The sequence below is a fragment of the Kribbella speibonae genome, assembly GCF_004331375.1.
Taxonomy (GTDB): domain Bacteria; phylum Actinomycetota; class Actinomycetes; order Propionibacteriales; family Kribbellaceae; genus Kribbella; species Kribbella sindirgiensis.
Window position 1 is genome coordinate 454,381 of record NZ_SJKC01000002.1, and the last position, 16,189, is coordinate 470,569.

The following is a 16,189-nucleotide window of genomic DNA, read 5'->3' on the forward strand; positions in this document are numbered from 1 at the left end:
GCGGCCACAAACGCAGGGTCACGATGCGATCGCGTCGACGGCCTTCTGCAGGCCCTCGGCGGTGAGCTCGTTGGCCTCCAGCTGCTTGCCGTTGACGAAGACGGTCGGCGTTCCGGTCACACCCCGGTCGTCGGCGGCCGTGCCCACGGACTCCAGCCAGCTCGCGTACGTGTTGTCCTGCACGGCCTGCTGGAACTTCGCGTCGCCGACCCCGAGCTGCTTGCCGAGCTCCAGCAACTGGTCGGTGGTCCAGGACTTCGAGAAGTCGCCGTACAGCTCGTCGACGAAGCTCAGCGCCTTGCCGTTCGCGGCCGCGGCGGCGAACGCGTTCGCGAGCCGCGGCGAGGCGTCCGGGTTCACGAACTGCAACGGCCAGTACGTGAGCGTCGCCGTACCGTCCTGGACGAGCTTGTCGACCGTGGCACCGCTCGCCTCTTCGAACTCCGCGCAGTGCGGGCAGCGGAAGTCCAGGTACAGGTCGATGTTCACCTTCGCGCCGGACTTGCCGACCGTGACGCCCTTGCCGGACGTGCCCGGACCGGTGACGACCGTCGGCTCCGGGCGCCCGTTGGAGCTCACCTCGACCTTGGAGTGGCCGCGGTAGTACTGCACACCGACGCCCGCGCCGAGGGCCAGCACGAGGACGATCACCACGATGATTCCGGGGGTGATCCGGCGCTTCGGCTGCTGCAACAGCGGATTCGACGGGGTTTGGGGCTTGCTCACGACGCGGAGACTCCTTGCGGTCCTGTTTCCGGTTCTGTGTCCGGTTCTGATACGACAGCGAACTTACTGGCGGGCTTCAGCCACAGCCAGCCGGCCAGCACCAGCAGTCCGAGATCGCGCAGAATCTCCTGCAGGTACTTCGTTTGTCCCGGTGCGACCTGACCGCCGCCGCCGAAACAGCCGCAGTCGATCGACAGCCCGCGGGCCCAGGCCGACGACACCGCGGCGATGAAGACGATCATGAAAACACCCGCGGCCGCCGCGGACGCGCGGACACCGAAGCCGATGATCAACAGCAACCCGATCGCGATCTCCAGGAACGGCAGCCCCCAGCCGACCGGCTCCACCAGCGCCGACGGGAGCAGCTCGTACGCGCGGACCGCCTGCGCGGCGGTCTCCGGATCGGTCACCTTCAGCGCCCCGGCGACCAGCATCACCCCGCCGAGCACCAGCCGCGCCACCAGGGAGACCCAGGGAATCCACGGCTTCACCGGTTGTCCTCCACCAGCTTCCCGAAGTCGTGCGCCAGGTCGCCGATCGCGGCGTTCGACAACCAGAGCACGTTCGCCTTGTCGTTCTTCCCGAAGCCGATCACCTGCGCTCCGTGACCGACCTCGTACCCACCGGAAGGCAGCTTCTGCATCCCTTCCACCGGTACGCCGACGGCCTTCGCGATGTCCTTGATCGACGTCAGCGACCCGGTCAGCCCGACGAACGCCGGGTCGAACCGGTCCAGGTACTTACGGATCACCGGCCCGGTGTCCCGCGCCGGGTCGGTGGTGATGAACAGCATCTGGATCTGGTCCTGCACCTGGTCGTCGAGCTTCGTCAGCGCGGACGCCACGTCGGCCATCACGGTCGGGCACACATCGGGACAGTTGGTGTACCCGAAGAACACCAGCGTGACCGGCTTCTTCGTGGACGTGACCAGGTTGAACGGGTTCCCGGACGTGTCGGTCAAGGTGGCCGCGGGCATCGAGTACGGCGCGTCGAGAGTGGCGCCGCGCAACCCGTTCGGGTCCTGGCTGCTGCGAATGATCGCACCGCCCGGGTTGTCCGGCTTCTCTTCCTTGCCACTGCAGCCCGCGAGGGCGAGCAGAGCCACCGCCGCCAAGAACAGGACAGCGTTCCTCGATCGACTCACGGCGGTTCTAACGTCCGGCGGTCGCGCGGGGTTCCCGGCGGACGCCTTCGGCCAGGCCTTCGGTGAGCTTCCGCACACCGGCCGGGCCGCCGTCCTGGAGTGCCTTGACGAGTGCCGCGCCGACGATCGCGGCGTCCGCGAACGCCGCCACACCGGCCGCCTGGTCGCCGTTGGAGATGCCGAGGCCGACACCGACCGGCAGGCCGGTCGCCGCCTTCACCCGGGCGACCAGCGGCGCCGCCAGCTCCGACGGCTTGTCCCGCGCCCCGGTGACACCCATTACAGCGGTCGCGTACACGAAACCGCGGCAGTTGGCCGTGGTCATCGCGATCCGCTCGTCGGTCGACGACGGAGAGACCAGGAACACCTTGTCCAGCTCGTGCTTGTCGGCGGCCGCGATCCACTCCGCGCCCTCGTCCGGGATCAGGTCGGGCGTGATCAGCCCCGCTCCCCCGACGCCGGCGAAATCGGCCGCGAACCGGTCCACGCCGTACCGCTCGATCGGGTTCCAGTACGTCATCACGAGCACCGGCACGTCGGAGTACGCCGTGATCTTTTCGACCGTGCTGAGCACGTCCCGGGTCCGCAGCCCGCCGGCCCGCGCGATCTCGGTGGCGCGCTGGATCGTGACACCGTCCATCACCGGATCGCTGTACGGCAGGCCGAGCTCGATCACGTCGGCGCCGCCGTCGATCATCGCCTTGACGCCGTCCACGGCACCGTCGTACGTCGGGAAACCGGCCGGCAGGTACCCGATCAGGGCGCCGCGGCCCGCGTCGTTCGCCGTCCGGATCGCGACCCCGGCGTTGCCCAGGGCAACTACGTCATTCATCGGAACCCCCCAAACCGAACCACGTCGCGGCCGTGTCCATGTCCTTGTCGCCGCGACCGGACAGGTTCACCAGAATGGTTGCCTCCGGCCCCAGTTCCTTCGCGATGTCGAGCGCGCCGGCGACCGCGTGCGCGGACTCGATCGCCGGGATGATGCCCTCGGTCCTCGACAGCAGCTTGAACGCCTCCATCGCCTCGGCGTCGGTGATCGGCCGGTACGTCGCCCGCCCGGTCTCCGCCAGCCACGCGTGCTCCGGACCGACGCCCGGGTAGTCCAGTCCCGCGGAGATCGAGTGCGACTCGATCGTCTGCCCGTCCTCGTCCTGCAGCAGGAACGACCGCGCACCGTGCAGTACGCCGACCTGCCCGGCGCTGATCGTCGCCGCGTGCCGCCCGGTCTCGAACCCGTCGCCGCCCGGCTCGACGCCGTACAGCTTCACGTCGTCGCCGATGAACGCGGTGAACAGGCCGATCGCGTTCGACCCGCCGCCGACCGACGCGACCGCTGCGTCCGGCAGCTTGCCCAGCAGGGCGAGCGACTGCTCGCGCGCCTCGTCGCCGATCCCGCGCACGAAGTCGCGGACCATCGCCGGGAACGGGTGCGAACCGGCCGCCGTACCGAGGATGTAGTGGGTCTTGTCGACGCTGGCGACCCAGTCGCGCAGGGCCTCGTTGATCGCGTCCTTCAGCGTCCGGCTGCCGGTCTTCACCGAGATCACCTCGGCGCCGAGCAGTTTCATCCGGGCCACGTTCAGCGCCTGGCGCTCGGTGTCGACCTCGCCCATGTAGACCACGCACTCCAGGCCGAGGTACGCGCACGCGGTCGCGGTCGCGACGCCGTGCTGCCCGGCGCCGGTCTCCGCGATCACCCGCGGCTTGCCCATCCGCTTGGTCAGCAGCGCCTGGCCGATCGCGTTCCGGATCTTGTGCGCGCCGGTGTGGTTCAGGTCCTCGCGCTTCAGCAGGATCCGCGCACCCGCGACATCCGACAGCCGGGTCGCGTCGTACAGCAGGCTCGGGGCGCCGATGTACTCGCGCAGCATCCGCTCGAACTCGTCGGTGAACTCCCGGTCGGCCATGGCGTCGCGCCAGGCCTGGGTGAGTTCGTCGAGCGGCGCGATCAGCGCCTCCGGCATGAACCTGCCGCCGAAACGGCCGAAGTGCCCGAACTGGTCGGGCAGCACAGTACTCATCCGAAAAACCTTCCAAACCCGGCCCAGACGGCTCGGGAGAGTTACTGCCCCTGGCCGTTTGGACCGGTCGGGGAGGTCAGTGCCGCTGCTGGATGGCGGGATGCGATCCGGCGGCGACGAGGTCGGCGACCGAGGCGCGAGGATCGCGGCCGGTCACCAGGGTTTCACCGACGAGGACGACATCGGCCCCGGCGCGCGCGAACTCGATTACATCATGCGGACCGCGGACCCCGGACTCGGCCACCCGGACGAGCTCGGTCGGGATCGTCGGCGCGACCCGGGCGAAGGTGTCCCGGTCGACCTCGAGGGTCTTCAGGTTCCGGTTGTTCACGCCGATGAGCTGGGCGCCGGCGTCCACCGCACGCCGCGTCTCCTCCTCGTCGTGCACCTCGACCAGCGGGCACAGGCCGATCGACTGGGCCCGCTCGATCAGCGAGACCAGCGCCTCCTGCTCCAGCGCCGCCGCGATCAGCAGCACCATGTCGGCACCGGCCGCCCGGGCCTCCCAGAGCTGGTACGACGAGACGATGAAGTCCTTGCGCAGCACGGGTACGTCGACCCGGCCGCGGACTGCCCGCAGGTCGTCGAGGCTGCCGTTGAACCGGCGCTCCTCGGTCAGCACCGAGATCGCCGCGGCGCCGCCCAGCTCGTACTCACCGGCCAGCGCGGCCGGGTCGGTGATCTCGGCCAGCTCGCCCTTGGACGGGCTGGAGCGCTTCACCTCGGCGATCACCGCGATCCCGTCGCCGCGGAACACCGGCATCGGGTCCTTGGCGTCGGGCTTGCGCTGGGCCTCCTGCTTCAGGTCGTCCAGGCTGACCCGGGCCTGGCGCTCCGCAAGGTCCTCGCGGACCCCAGCGAGAATGTCGTCAAGCACAGTCATGTCCGTCCGCCCTTCAGTGGTCGCCGTCGGTCGGGACCCCGAAGCCCAGCAGCTGCAGCACCTTGCCGGCCAGCGCCCCCAGCACCGCGATTCCGACGGAGATCCAGAACAGCACCCAGTTCGGCCCCAGCACCATGGCGATGGCGCCGACCGTGAACGCGACCAGCACGATCGCCACCGCCGTCCACGCAGCCGGGCTGTTGCCGTGCAGATCGTGCGGAGCTTCCTCGATCGAACTCGCCCCTTGATCGGCCACCGTATTGTCCATAGTTGGCGCCACTCCTCCTCGTCGTCCCGTCCTATTGTGGCGGTAGCCCGCCGCGATCAGAGAGTCGGGTCCTCCCCGGCGTCGATCGCCTTCCACTGATCGGCCCCTTGATCCGCTCCTGAGGCGGCCGGATCACGCTCGTAACGCTGGGTCGCAGTGCGCCAGCGATGCGCTGTCAGCACGGTCAGCAGACCGGCCGCGACCAGGGCGAGTCCGCCGCCCAGGGCGAACCACGGCGCCGGGCCGCCGGTCTCGATGACCTGGTCGGCCAGTACGGCGCTGAGCACCGGCCGGATCCGGCTCAGCTCGGGGCCGTCGGGCCGCACCAGCAGCGCGACGGCGACCGCGATCGCGCCCAGCACGACGACCAGTGCGCCGAGCAGCCGGCGCAGCGCCGTACCGGCGAGTTTGGTGACGATCACCGCCACCAGCGCCGCGAGCGCCAGCGCGACCGGGGCCTTGGTGATCGAGTAGCCGTTGAAGACCTCGTCCACGCGGCCGGTACCGGGGTTGACCGAAACCCAGGTCAAGTACGCCGAGAGGCCGAGCAGGACCAACGCCACGAGGGCGAGGAGGTCGACTACGCGTTGGGGTCTCATACGTCCCTCATACGTCACTGAACGTTCCCGCGACCGCGATCGCGTTGAGTACGGCGGCCGCCTTCGTCCGGCACTCGGCGTCCTCCGAGGCCGGATCCGAGTCCGCGACGATCCCGGCCCCGGCCTGGACGTACGCCGTACCGCCGCGCAGCACCGCGGTGCGGATCGCGATCGCGGTGTCGGCGTCGCCGGCGAAGTCGAGGTAGCCGACGACACCGCCGTACACGCCGCGCCGGGTGACCTCGAGCTTGTCGATGATCTCCATCGCGCGCGGTTTCGGTGCCCCCGACAACGTCCCCGCGGGGAACGCGGCGGTGAGCGCGTCGAACGCGGTCATCCCGGCCTTCAGCTGCCCGGTGACGGTCGATTCCAGGTGCATGACGTGGCTGTAGCGGCGGACGTCCATGAAGTCGACGACCTCGACCGTGCCGGGCGCGCAGACCTTGCCGACGTCGTTGCGGCCGAGGTCCACGAGCATCAGGTGCTCGGCGCGTTCCTTCACGTCCGCGCGCAGCTCCTCCTCCAGCGCGTGGTCCTCCTCCGGCGTCGCGCCGCGGCGGCGGGTGCCGGCGATCGGGTGCAGGATCACCTTGTTCTCGGTGACCTTGACCAGTGCCTCCGGGCTGGAGCCGACGATGTCGAAGCCGTCCAGGCGGACCAGGTACATGTACGGGCTCGGGTTCGAGCGCCGCAGCACCCGGTAGATGTCGAGCGCGGAGGCGCTGCTCTGCAGCTCGAACCGCTGCGAGACGACGATCTGGAACGCCTCGCCCGCGCGGATCTCCTCCTTCGCGTCCTCGACCGCTTGCCGGTACTCGGCGCTGGAGCGCTGCCGGTGCGGGTCCGGCTGGGCCTGCCGGTCCGCGCGGACGACGTACGACGGGGTGGGCCGGGCGAGGTCGCGCTCCATGGCGTCCAGGCGGCGTACCGCGTCGGCGTACGCCTCGTCGACGCGGTCGTCGGAGTCGTCCCAGTTGACCGCGTTGGCGATCAGCCAGATCTCGCCGGTCTCGTGGTCGAGGGCGGCCAGGTCGGTGGCGAACAGGAACGTCAGCTCGGGCAGGCCCAGGTCGTCGGTGGTGGTGTCCGGCAACCGCTCGAGCCGGCGGACGGCGTCGTACCCGAGGAAGCCGACCATGCCTCCGGTCAGCGGCGGCAGGTCCGGCAGCCGCGGCGTGTGCAGGATCTCGAGCGTCTCGCGGAGCGCCTGCAACGGGTCGCCGGTCTGCGGCAGGCCGACCGGCGGGTTGCCGGTCCAGACGGCCTCGCCGTTGCGTTCGGTCAAGGTGGCGGCACTTCGCACGCCGATGAACGAGTAGCGCGACCAGACGCCGCCGTTCTCGGCCGACTCCAGCAGGAACGTGCCTTCCCGTTCGGCCGCGAGCTTGCCGTAGACACCGATCGGGGTCTCCGCGTCGGCGAGCAGCCGCCGCGTCACCGGGATGACCCGGCGGTCCTTCGCGTACTCCCGGAACGTCTCGAGCGCCGGCGCCGTCACGCTGCCTTCACCTCGATCTCGCCGTGCTCGAAGCAGCTGCGCGTCCCGGTGTGACACGCCGGGCCTTCCTGGTCGACGAGGACGAGCAGGGTGTCGGCGTCGCAGTCGACGAGCAACTGCTTCACGTGCTGACGGTGGCCGCTGGTCTCGCCCTTCACCCAGTACTCCTGCCGGCTGCGCGACCAGAACGTGCTCCGGCCGCTCTCCGCGGTACGGCGCACCGCCTCGGCGTTCATCCAGCCCACCATCAGGACCTCGCGCGTGTCGTACTGCTGCACCACTGCCGGGATCAGACCGGCCGCGTCGAAGGTCAACTCGTCGATAGTCACCCACCCATTGTCCCCGATCCGGGGTTGCCTGCTGACCACGGTCCCGAACTGCGAGGATGGCGAGATGACGTTGAGCGAATATCGGGTGATCGACGGGCACAACGACCTGCCCATCGCTTTCTACGAACTGTGCGGCTACGACCTGGACGCCCACGACCTGAGCGGCTCGGTGCCGTCGCTGCACACGGACCTCCCCCGGCTGCGGGCCGGTCAGGTCGGCGGGCAGTTCTGGTCCTTGTGGGTCCCGCAGGACGAGCACGCGGTACGACGTACGTTCGAGCAGCTCGATTTCGTCCGGCGTCTCGTCGCGCGCTTCCCCGCGGACCTGGAGCTCACCGACTCCGCCGACGAGGTCGAGGCGGCGATCAAGGCGGGCCGGGTCGCGTCGCTGATGGGGATGGAGGGCGGCCACTCGATCGGTGAGTCGCTCGGCGTGTTGCGGGTGATGCGGGCGCTCGGCGTGCGGTACATGACGCTGACCCACAACAACAACGTGTCCTGGGCGGACTCGGCCACCGACGAACCGGTGCTCGGCGGGCTGAACGAGTTCGGCGAGGACGTCGTCCGGGAGATGAACCGGATCGGCATGCTGGTCGACCTCTCACACGTCTCCGCGGACACGATGCGGCACGCGCTGCGGGTGACGAGCGCGCCGGTGATCTTCAGCCACTCGTCGGCGCGCGCGGTCTGCGACGTACCGCGGAACGCGCCGGACGACGTCCTCGAGACGCTGACCGGCAACGACGGCGTCTGCATGGTGACGTTCGTGCCGTACTTCACGTCGCAGGCGTACGTCGACTGGCTGGACGGGATGCGCGCACTGGCCGTCGAGCACGGCCTGGAGGATCCCCAGCACCGCGAACAGGTCGAGGCGATGTACGGCGTACCGCGGCCGGAGATCAGGCTCGCGGACGTGGTCGAGCATGTCGAGCACGTCCGCGAGGTCGCGGGCGTCGACCACATCGGTCTGGGCGGCGACTACGACGGCTGCCCGGAGTTCCCGGTCGAGCTGCCGGACGTGGCGTCGTACCCGGTGCTGTTCAGCGCGCTGGCCGACCGCGGCTGGAGCGACGAGGAACTCGGCAAACTTGCCGGCGGCAACATCCTGCGCGTGCTCCGGGCCGCGGACGACGTCGCTTCCTAGGCCTCCCGGTACTGCGAGCGGATCTCGTCCAGCGGCTCGAGCCCGGCGGCCTGGTACGTGGCGACGGCACCGACGTTCGTCGCCGGGGTGACCGTGTAGATGCTGGACGAACCCATCTCCCGGAGCGTGCGCGCACAGCCGAGGACCATCGCGGTGCCGTACCCGCGGCCGCGGTGCAGGCGGTGGACGCCCATCGGCTCGATGTAGCCGGGGCGTCCCTCGCCGGCCGACCAGACGGTGGCGGCGGCCACGGACTCGCCGATCTCGTTGCGGAGCACCAGGCAGCGCGCGTCGGCGTACGGCAGGCCGTCGGCCATCGCGAACCAGCGGTCGTCGGTGAACGTCGACCCGTCGAACGACGCCCGCTGGACGCCGGTCCGCTCGTGGGCCTCCTCCGCGCCGATCACATCGATCCGGACGCCCGGATCCGGCACCGGATCGGTCAGGTCGCGCCACACCGGGACCCACGGCGCGTCCGCCTTCCACCCGTCCTTGAACAGCAGGTCCTGGACGAGCGCCCCGGTCGGCGTCTCGACGTACACCTTGCCCTCGACCAGCACACCGGGCACGTCCTCGACGATCCGCCGCGCCAACTCCTCGTCCCGCAGAAGCTCCGGCGCGATCGCCGTCCGCAACCAGTCGGGCTCGTCGAGCATCCCGATCGCAACAATCTCCCCACCCCGCCGCCAGATCCGCGTAGCCGCCGCCGTCCGCTCCTCCCCAAACCGCCAGAACCACCCCAGATCCCCCGGATGCAACTGCAACGCCACCCCCTCCCGCTGCCACCCCCGCAACACACCCACAACCGCGCCCAACTCCCCAACCCCCGCCACACCCATCTCAAGACCCATCCCCCAATCCCACACCATCCCCCATCCCGCCGCACCCCAGGCCCACTTTGAGTCCCCATCAACCACTCCACCGCCACTTTGAGCCTCCACCAACCAAAATCCGCGGCGAAATTTGGTTGGCCCGGGCCCAAAGAGGTTTTCCACAAGTTGGTGGCGGTGGGATGCGAAGGGGATGGGAGAGGCGTCAGAGTGGGGCGATGGATCGGCTTGGGAACGGCGTGCGGGAACGACTGGTTGTGCTTGCGCGGACTCCCCAACGGCGCGCGGCCCTGCGTGAACTCGGGATCGGCGACGCCGACCTCCGGCGGCTGGTACGGCGTGGCGCTCTGCGACACCACCATGGCCGTTACGTCGACGGGCGTCTCGACGAGCAACTCGCAACGATCGCCTGTGCACATGCGGCGTACCCGAGCTCGGTCGTGAGTCATTTCAGCGCAGCCCGGCTGGCCGACCTCCCGGTGTGGATCGACCGTGGCCGCCCGGACAGCGCACCGCTCGATGCCGCGTGGCTGACCCGCCCGCCGGAGGCCCCGCGCAATCAGCGACGCGCAGACATCGTCGTACGGCGGGCCGGCCTGACGGCTGCTGATCTCGCAGGTCATGGGTGGTTGCCTGTCACCCGCGTCGCGAGGACCGTTGTCGACCTGGCCCGGGAGTTGCCGCTCCGTGAGTCGATCGTCACCGTCGACGGCGCATTGCGAGCCGGCACGACGCCGGCGGAGCTGCACGCGGTTGCCGAACGCCAGCAGCACTGGCCGGGCATCCGGCGAGCTCAGGAGGCTATCGCCTTCGGTGACCCGTCGGCGGAGTCCGTGATGGAGTCGATCGCCAGGGCGGTGTTCGCGGCTGCCGGCCTGCCCACCCCGCTGCTGCAGGTGCAGTTCTTCGACGGTTTCGGCTGGATGCCCGAGCGCGTCGACTTCTGGTGGCCATGGTTTCGAACCGTCGGCGAGGCGGACGGGCTCGCGAAGTACGAAGCGAACAGCCCAGCAGAGCGGAGGCTGCTGCTCCGCAGGAGCCATCGCCGTGACCAGCGCCTCAGCGACCGTGGGGTCGAGCTGGTTCATTTCGGGTGGGAGGACGTGGTCGATCCACGCTCGGACCTGATCGCGCGCCTGCGGGCGGCGTTCGCCCGCGGCGAGTCCCGCACCGCGGAGCCACCCCGCTGGCGCGCCGTACCGCCGCCGCGCGCCGACGCCGCGTGACCTTGAGCACGGACCAACCATTTTCGAGGCGGATCCGTGGTTGATGCGTGCTCAAGGTGCGGGTCAGTGGCTGGTGGGTGCTCAAGGTTGGGCAGGGGGTGGGTTTGGGGTTTTGGTGGTCGGGCACGGGGCGGGGGCTAGTGACAATCGACGGATGGAGTGGCTGTGCTGACCCTGACTGAGAACGCGACGCTGGTGATCAAGAGCATCACCGGGGTCGAGGGTGCGCCGGACGGGGCCGGGGTGCGGATCTCGCAGGAGAACCCGGCGGATCCGGCGCTCGCGGTGACCACGACCGAGGCTCCGCAACCGGGTGACCAGGTCGTCGAGGAGGCGGGTGCCCGGGTCTTCCTCGAGCAGAACGCCGCGAACGCCCTCGACGACAAGATCCTGGACGCGGCGGTCGACGACAAGGGCGGTGTCGAGTTCCTGCTGGTACCGCAGCCGGGCCCGGGCAACGGCGCGGTCCCGACCCCCTGATTCAACCAAGCTGCACGTCGGCCGGGAACCATGAGCCCCGGCCGGCGTGCATTTTTGGGTCTAGAGGGCGCTGCGCTGCGCGATCCAGCTGTCGTGGAGGCGGGTGTAGACGCCGCCCGCGCCGACCAGATCGGCGTGCGGGCCGCGTTCCACGATCTCGCCTTCGTCGAAGACCAGGACCTCGTCGGCGGCCTCGGCGGTCGACAGGCGGTGGGCGATGGTGACCGACGTACGGCCGGACATCAGCCGCTCCAGCGCCGCGTTCACGCGTACCTCCGTACCGGGGTCGACCGCTGACGTCGCCTCGTCGAGCACGAGCAGGTCCGGGTCGGCGATGTTCGCGCGGACCAGGGCCACCAGCTGCCGCTCCCCCGCCGACAACGACTCACCACGCTGACCGACCGGCGACTGCAACCCGTCCGGCAACGACTCCAGCCACTCCGTCAGCCCGAGCGACTCGAACGCCGTGACCAGCTCCGCGTCCGTCACCTCGGGCCGCCCGAACCGTACGTTCTCCGCCAGCGACGCGTCGAACAGGTACCCGTCCTGGGGCACCATCACGACCCGCTCCCGCAGCGACTCGAACGAGATCTCCCGCGCGTCCACGCCGTCCAGCCGCACCGCTCCGGACGTCGGATCCATCAGCCGGGTCAGCAACTTCGCGAACGTCGTCTTGCCGGACCCGGTCTCCCCGACCACCGCGACCCGTCGGTGCGGTTCGATCCGGACGCCGACGTCGCGCAGCACCAGTTCGCCTTCCGGATAAGCGAAATCGACGTCGTCGAACTCGACCGTGATCGGCCCGCGCGCCTGCTTCACGCCGTCGTCGCCCGGGTCCGCGACATCGGCCGGTGTGGCGATCACGCCGAGCACCCGCCGCCAGCCGGCGAACGCACTCTGCGCGTCGGTCAGCACCTGGGTGGCGATCTGCACCGGGTCCGAGAACAGCGCCACCAGGAACATGAACGCGAGCAGCTCCCCCAGCGTCGCCTTCCCGTCGATGCCGAGCAGTACGCCGACGGTCAGTACGCCGGCGTTCGCGAGACCGGCGGCCAGACCACCGATCGAGAACGTCAGCCCGGTCAGCGCCTGCGCCCTCGTCGCGGTCTTCCGGTAGTCCTCGATCGAGGCGTCGATCCGGTTCTGCGTGCGCTGCTGGATCGCGTACGAACGCACCACCTGCGCGCCCACCACCGGCTCCGCGATCGCGGACAGCATCTCGCCGACCTTGGCCCGCACCACGCCGTACGCCGCCGACATCGCGCGCTGCAGGTACTTCAGGCTGGCGAACAGCGGGATGAAGCACAGCAGCACGACCAGCGCGAGCTGCCACGAGTAGAAGAACATGACGACCGTCGCGAGCACCATCTGCCCGATGCTGACCAGGAAGATGAACCCGCCGAACTGCAGGAACTGCGACACCGTGTCCACGTCCGACGTGACCCGGCTGACCAGCGCCCCGCGGCGCTCGGTGCTCTGGGTCAGCACCGGCAGGTCGTGTACGTGCCGGAACGCCTTGATCCGCATCGTCGCGAGCCCGTGCTCGGAGTTGACCGCGAGCCGCACGGTCGTCAGGTACGACGCTCCGGCGGTGAGGATCACGCCCAGCGCGCACACCAGGCACATCCAGGCGACGTACGACATGTCGGGGCCGCCCGCGCCGGACAGGCCCTTGTCGATCGTCTGCTGCACCGCGATCGGTACGACGATCCGCCCGGCCGTCATCGTCAGCGCGAGCAGCCCGGTCAGCCACCACCCGCGCGCGAGCTCGGGCGAGACCTTCAGACCGTCCTTGAGCGTCTGCAGCCCACCCGCGTTGTCACCGTGGTCCAGACGAGACGCTTCCGCCGCACTCACGCCGACACCCCCTCCTCGTCAAGCTCTGTCTCGTCCTGTCCTGCCTCTGCTTCTTCCTGACGGCGTTCGGCGTCCTTCTCGTACGCGTCGACCAGGTCCCGGTAGGCGGGCGTCGACGCCTGCAGTTCGGTGTGCGTGCCGTGCGCCTGGATGCGGCCCTCGTCCAGGAACAGCACCTCGTCGGCGAGCGAGATCGTCGCCTTCCGGTACGCGATCACCAGCACCGTCGTCGCCGCACCGGCGTCCTCCTGGACCGCGGTGCGCAGGCCCGCGAGGATCCGGGCCTCGACCTGCGGGTCCACCGCGCTCGTCGCGTCGTCCAGGATCAGCAGCCGCGGCCGCCGTACCAGGGCCCGCGCCAGCGCGATCCGCTGCCGTTGCCCGCCGGACAGCGTCGTACCGCGCTCACCGACCTTGGTGTCCAGCCCGTCCGGCATCGCCTTCACGAATCCATCGCCCTGCGCGATCCGGAGCGCGTCCCACACGTCGTCGTCGCTGTAGTCCCCACCGAGGGTGATGTTGCCGCGGATCGTGTCGTCGAACAGGAACGCGGTCTGCGCCACCAGCGCGACCGATCCAGCGAGCTCGTCGCGCGCCAGGTCCCGCAGGTCGATCCCGTCGACCTTCACCGCGCCTGTCTCCGGGTCGACAAGTCGCGTCAGCAGCGTGGTGAGAGTCGACTTCCCGGCGCCCGTCGGCCCGACGACCGCGACGGTCCGGCCGGGCTCGATCGTGAAGTCGACACCGGCCAGTACGTCGCGCTCCGGCAGGTACCCGAACCGGACGCCGGCGACCTGCAGCCGGGCCGCCTTCGTCGACGTCAGCCGCGCCTCGCCGTACTCCGTCCCGCCCTCGGCCGTCAGCACCCGCTGCACGCGATCCCATCCGACAACCGACCGCGGAAGCTCACCGAGCACCCAGCCGAGGGCCCGGATCGGGAAGCCGATCAAGGTGAACAGGAACGCCACCTGGACCACGTCGCCCGCGTCCGCGCCGCCGGACCGCACCCGCCCGACGCCGACCAGCAGCACCGCGAGCACGCCGAGCCGGGGCAGGCCGTCGATCACCGGGTCGAACATGCCGCGGGCCTTGTTCACCGCGATGTTGGCGTCCCGGAGCGCGTACGTCGGCGCGCGGAACCGCTCCGTCTCGGCGGCCTCGCGGCCCAGCGTCTTCACCACCAGCGCGCCGTCGAACGACTCGTGCGCGACCTCGGAGACGTCCGCGCGGAGCTGCTGCGCGCGGGTCGCGAGCGGCTGCAGGTAGCGCTGGAAGATCACGTTCGCGACGAAGACCAGCGGGAACACCAGGCACCCCACCAGCGCGAGCCAGACGTCGGCCGCGAACATCGCGATCGTCGCGAACACCAGCATCGCGATCACGCCGATCGCCATCGGCAGCGGCGCGATCACGAACCAGGTCGACTCCACGTCGGCGTTGGCGTTCGACAGCAACATGCCGGTCGAGTGCTGGTGGTGCCACTCCAGCGGGAGCTTCAGGTACTGCCGGGTGACCCGGCGGCGGTACGTCGCCTGCAGGCGGAACTGCATGACGCCGGCCCCGAGCCGCCGGCCGACGACGCCGATCGCGTTCAGGATCGCGATCCCCATGAACAGCGAGATCAGCGCCGCGATCGTCCCGCCGGTGGTGTCGCCGCGCTCGAACGACGGGCGGATCAGGTGGTCCGTGGACCAGCCGAGCGCCCAGCCGCCCGCCACGGTCATCGCGCCGTACAGCATGGCGGCGAGCACAGACAGCGCGAAGATGCCCGGCTCCTCCCAGATCGCGACCCTCAACACCCCGAAACCTCTCCGGGTGACGCCGCCTTTGTCTGGGACTTTCGGGACAGGCAAAGGACACTCCAGGGCAGTCAGGTGCATACGTGGGACACAGGCATGACAACGATTGACATTCTGCCACTCCCGTCCGACAACTACGATCGAGTTGTGACCGACTACAGCCGGGTAGAACGACTCGCTCTGTGTGACCTGTTCGAGGAGGTCGGCCCCGCCGCTCCGACGCTGTGTGACGGCTGGGACGCCTACGACCTCGCGGTCCATCTGTACGTCCGGGAGGCGGACCCGATGGCGGGCCCCGGGATCATGATCCCGGCGCTCGCGGACACCACCGAGAGACGGATGCAGCGGGTCAAGGAGCGCTACGGCTTCGCCGAGGTCGTCGGCAAGGTCCGCAACGGTCCGCCGCCGGTGTCGATCTACGCGCTGCCGAAGCTCGGGCACCAGCTCAACACGACCGAGTACTTCGTGCACCACGAGGACGTCCGCCGGGCGCAGGCGTCGTACGACGTGCGCGAACTGCCCGACGCCCAGCAGGACGGTCTGTGGAAGGCGGTGCGGCTCGCGGCGAAGGGGATGACCCGGAAGTCGCCGACCGGTCTGGTGCTCCAGCGGCCCGACGGTACGACGTCCGTCGCGAAGCGGCCGAACGAGCACGGCTCCGTGACCGTGACGGGCGAGCCCGGCGAGCTGGTGCTGTTCTGTTTCGGGCGGCAGCAGGTGGCCGACGTACAACTGGAAGGCGATGCGGAGACGGTCGAGCGGCTCCGCAATGCGTCATTTGGTGTTTGACCGCTTGCGTCGCGCGCGCTGGATGAGGCTGCTCACGACAGTCGTGAGGATGACCAGCACGATCGCGGCGACGACGCCCTGCCAGGGTTCGTCGAAGAGCGCGTAGCCGAGCAGTCCGATCGCCATGTAGACCGCTGCCCACATCGACGACGCGAACAGGTCGACGAGCGCGAATCGCTCCCATTTGTAGCCGGCGAGCCCGGCCGCTAGCAGTACAGGGACCCGGCCGCCGGGGATCAGCCGGGACGTGAGCAGCACGCTGATCTCGTGCTCGGCCAGTCGCTCCCGGAGCGCGTCCAGCGAGGCGTTGTCGCGCAACCACCCGATCCGTTTCGCCAGGCGTTCACCACCGAAGCGGCATCCGGCGTACACGATCAGGTCCCCGGCGTACGCCCCGGCCGCGCCCGCGATCAGGACCCCGACCAGGCCGATCGGATTGCTGTGCGACGCCAGTACGGCGCCTGCCGACACCGCGGCCCCCGTCGGCAGCACGGGCAGCACCGCCCCGATCAACACCGCCCCGGCCAACGCGAACAGATACCAGAGATCGAACTTGGTATCGCCTGTCATACACGTCCTCGCTTCGCTGCGGG

The 16,189-nt window shown here is 69.9% G+C and carries 18 protein-coding genes; 4 read left to right on the plus strand and 14 right to left on the minus strand.

Features of this window, described 5'->3' with window-relative positions; translation table 11 throughout:
* Positions 1–18: 18 nt before the first annotated feature.
* The 10 genes from E0H92_RS15545 to hisI all read right to left on the minus strand — a co-directional run bounded on the left by E0H92_RS15545 (position 19) and on the right by hisI (position 7,471).
* Positions 19–726, minus strand: a complete 708-nt coding sequence (locus tag E0H92_RS15545; protein WP_131467959.1) for a DsbA family protein — start codon at positions 724–726, stop codon at positions 19–21.
* Complete coding sequence (locus tag E0H92_RS15550) at positions 723–1,217, minus strand: DoxX family protein (RefSeq protein WP_131496732.1); 495 nt, start codon at positions 1,215–1,217, stop codon at positions 723–725. Before E0H92_RS15550 ends, E0H92_RS15545 begins: the two co-directional genes overlap by 4 nt.
* A complete protein-coding gene (locus E0H92_RS15555; RefSeq protein WP_131467955.1) occupies positions 1,214–1,870 on the minus strand; it encodes an SCO family protein in 657 nt (218 codons plus the stop codon). Before E0H92_RS15555 ends, E0H92_RS15550 begins: the two co-directional genes overlap by 4 nt.
* 7 nt (positions 1,871–1,877) lie before the next feature.
* Complete coding sequence (gene trpA, locus E0H92_RS15560; RefSeq protein ID WP_131496733.1) at positions 1,878–2,702, minus strand: tryptophan synthase subunit alpha; 825 nt, start codon at positions 2,700–2,702, stop codon at positions 1,878–1,880.
* The gene (gene trpB / locus E0H92_RS15565) at positions 2,695–3,894 is read right to left on the minus strand and encodes a tryptophan synthase subunit beta (RefSeq protein WP_131467951.1); all 1,200 of its coding nucleotides are present in this window, start codon (positions 3,892–3,894) and stop codon (positions 2,695–2,697) included. Before trpB ends, trpA begins: the two co-directional genes overlap by 8 nt.
* Positions 3,895–3,970: 76 nt before the next feature.
* Positions 3,971–4,777: an indole-3-glycerol phosphate synthase TrpC gene (trpC, locus tag E0H92_RS15570; RefSeq protein ID WP_131293313.1), complete on the minus strand. Its 807-nt coding sequence runs from the start codon at positions 4,775–4,777 to the stop codon at positions 3,971–3,973.
* Positions 4,778–4,790: 13 nt separating this feature from the next.
* The gene (locus tag E0H92_RS15575) at positions 4,791–5,045 is read right to left on the minus strand and encodes an HGxxPAAW family protein (protein ID WP_131467949.1); all 255 of its coding nucleotides are present in this window, start codon (positions 5,043–5,045) and stop codon (positions 4,791–4,793) included.
* A gap of 56 nt (positions 5,046–5,101) precedes the next feature.
* Positions 5,102–5,644, minus strand: coding sequence for a Trp biosynthesis-associated membrane protein (locus tag E0H92_RS15580; protein WP_131467947.1), 543 nt, complete (start codon positions 5,642–5,644; stop codon positions 5,102–5,104).
* A gap of 7 nt (positions 5,645–5,651) precedes the next feature.
* Positions 5,652–7,142 carry an anthranilate synthase component I gene (locus E0H92_RS15585; protein WP_131496734.1) on the minus strand — a complete coding sequence of 497 codons (1,491 nt, stop codon included), beginning with the start codon at positions 7,140–7,142 and terminating at the stop codon, positions 5,652–5,654.
* The gene (gene hisI, locus E0H92_RS15590) at positions 7,139–7,471 is read right to left on the minus strand and encodes a phosphoribosyl-AMP cyclohydrolase (RefSeq protein WP_131293310.1); all 333 of its coding nucleotides are present in this window, start codon (positions 7,469–7,471) and stop codon (positions 7,139–7,141) included. The genes E0H92_RS15585 and hisI overlap by 4 nt, the downstream gene beginning before the upstream one ends.
* A gap of 64 nt (positions 7,472–7,535) precedes the next feature.
* On the opposite strand from hisI, the gene E0H92_RS15595 reads away from it, so the two are divergent.
* The gene (locus E0H92_RS15595; RefSeq protein ID WP_131467944.1) at positions 7,536–8,615 is read left to right on the plus strand and encodes a dipeptidase; all 1,080 of its coding nucleotides are present in this window, start codon (positions 7,536–7,538) and stop codon (positions 8,613–8,615) included.
* On the opposite strand, the gene E0H92_RS15600 is transcribed toward E0H92_RS15595, so the two are convergent.
* A complete protein-coding gene (locus E0H92_RS15600; protein ID WP_131496735.1) occupies positions 8,612–9,466 on the minus strand; it encodes a GNAT family N-acetyltransferase in 855 nt (284 codons plus the stop codon). The two genes, E0H92_RS15595 and E0H92_RS15600, sit on opposite strands and share 4 nt — an antisense overlap.
* A 197-nt stretch (positions 9,467–9,663) precedes the next feature.
* Between E0H92_RS15600 and E0H92_RS15605 the strand changes: the two genes are divergently transcribed.
* Both E0H92_RS15605 and E0H92_RS15610 read left to right on the plus strand, forming a co-directional pair.
* Positions 9,664–10,671 carry a hypothetical protein gene (locus tag E0H92_RS15605; protein ID WP_131467940.1) on the plus strand — a complete coding sequence of 336 codons (1,008 nt, stop codon included), beginning with the start codon at positions 9,664–9,666 and terminating at the stop codon, positions 10,669–10,671.
* A gap of 165 nt (positions 10,672–10,836) precedes the next feature.
* Positions 10,837–11,151 (plus strand): Fe-S cluster assembly protein HesB, encoded by a 315-nt coding sequence (locus tag E0H92_RS15610; protein ID WP_131467938.1) that lies wholly within the window; start codon positions 10,837–10,839, stop codon positions 11,149–11,151.
* Between the two features lie 60 nt (positions 11,152–11,211).
* Here the strand turns inward: E0H92_RS15610 and E0H92_RS15615 are convergent, their stop codons facing one another.
* Positions 11,212–13,008, minus strand: a complete 1,797-nt coding sequence (locus tag E0H92_RS15615; protein WP_131496736.1) for an ABC transporter ATP-binding protein — start codon at positions 13,006–13,008, stop codon at positions 11,212–11,214.
* The gene (locus E0H92_RS15620) at positions 13,005–14,807 is read right to left on the minus strand and encodes an ABC transporter ATP-binding protein (protein WP_338068860.1); all 1,803 of its coding nucleotides are present in this window, start codon (positions 14,805–14,807) and stop codon (positions 13,005–13,007) included. Before E0H92_RS15620 ends, E0H92_RS15615 begins: the two co-directional genes overlap by 4 nt.
* A gap of 147 nt (positions 14,808–14,954) precedes the next feature.
* Between E0H92_RS15620 and E0H92_RS15625 the strand changes: the two genes are divergently transcribed.
* Positions 14,955–15,596 carry a TIGR03085 family metal-binding protein gene (locus tag E0H92_RS15625; RefSeq protein ID WP_131496738.1) on the plus strand — a complete coding sequence of 214 codons (642 nt, stop codon included), beginning with the start codon at positions 14,955–14,957 and terminating at the stop codon, positions 15,594–15,596.
* Here the strand turns inward: E0H92_RS15625 and E0H92_RS15630 are convergent.
* Positions 15,582–16,166 (minus strand): DedA family protein, encoded by a 585-nt coding sequence (locus E0H92_RS15630; protein ID WP_131467931.1) that lies wholly within the window; start codon positions 16,164–16,166, stop codon positions 15,582–15,584. The two genes, E0H92_RS15625 and E0H92_RS15630, sit on opposite strands and share 15 nt — an antisense overlap.
* Positions 16,167–16,189 lie beyond the last annotated feature (23 nt).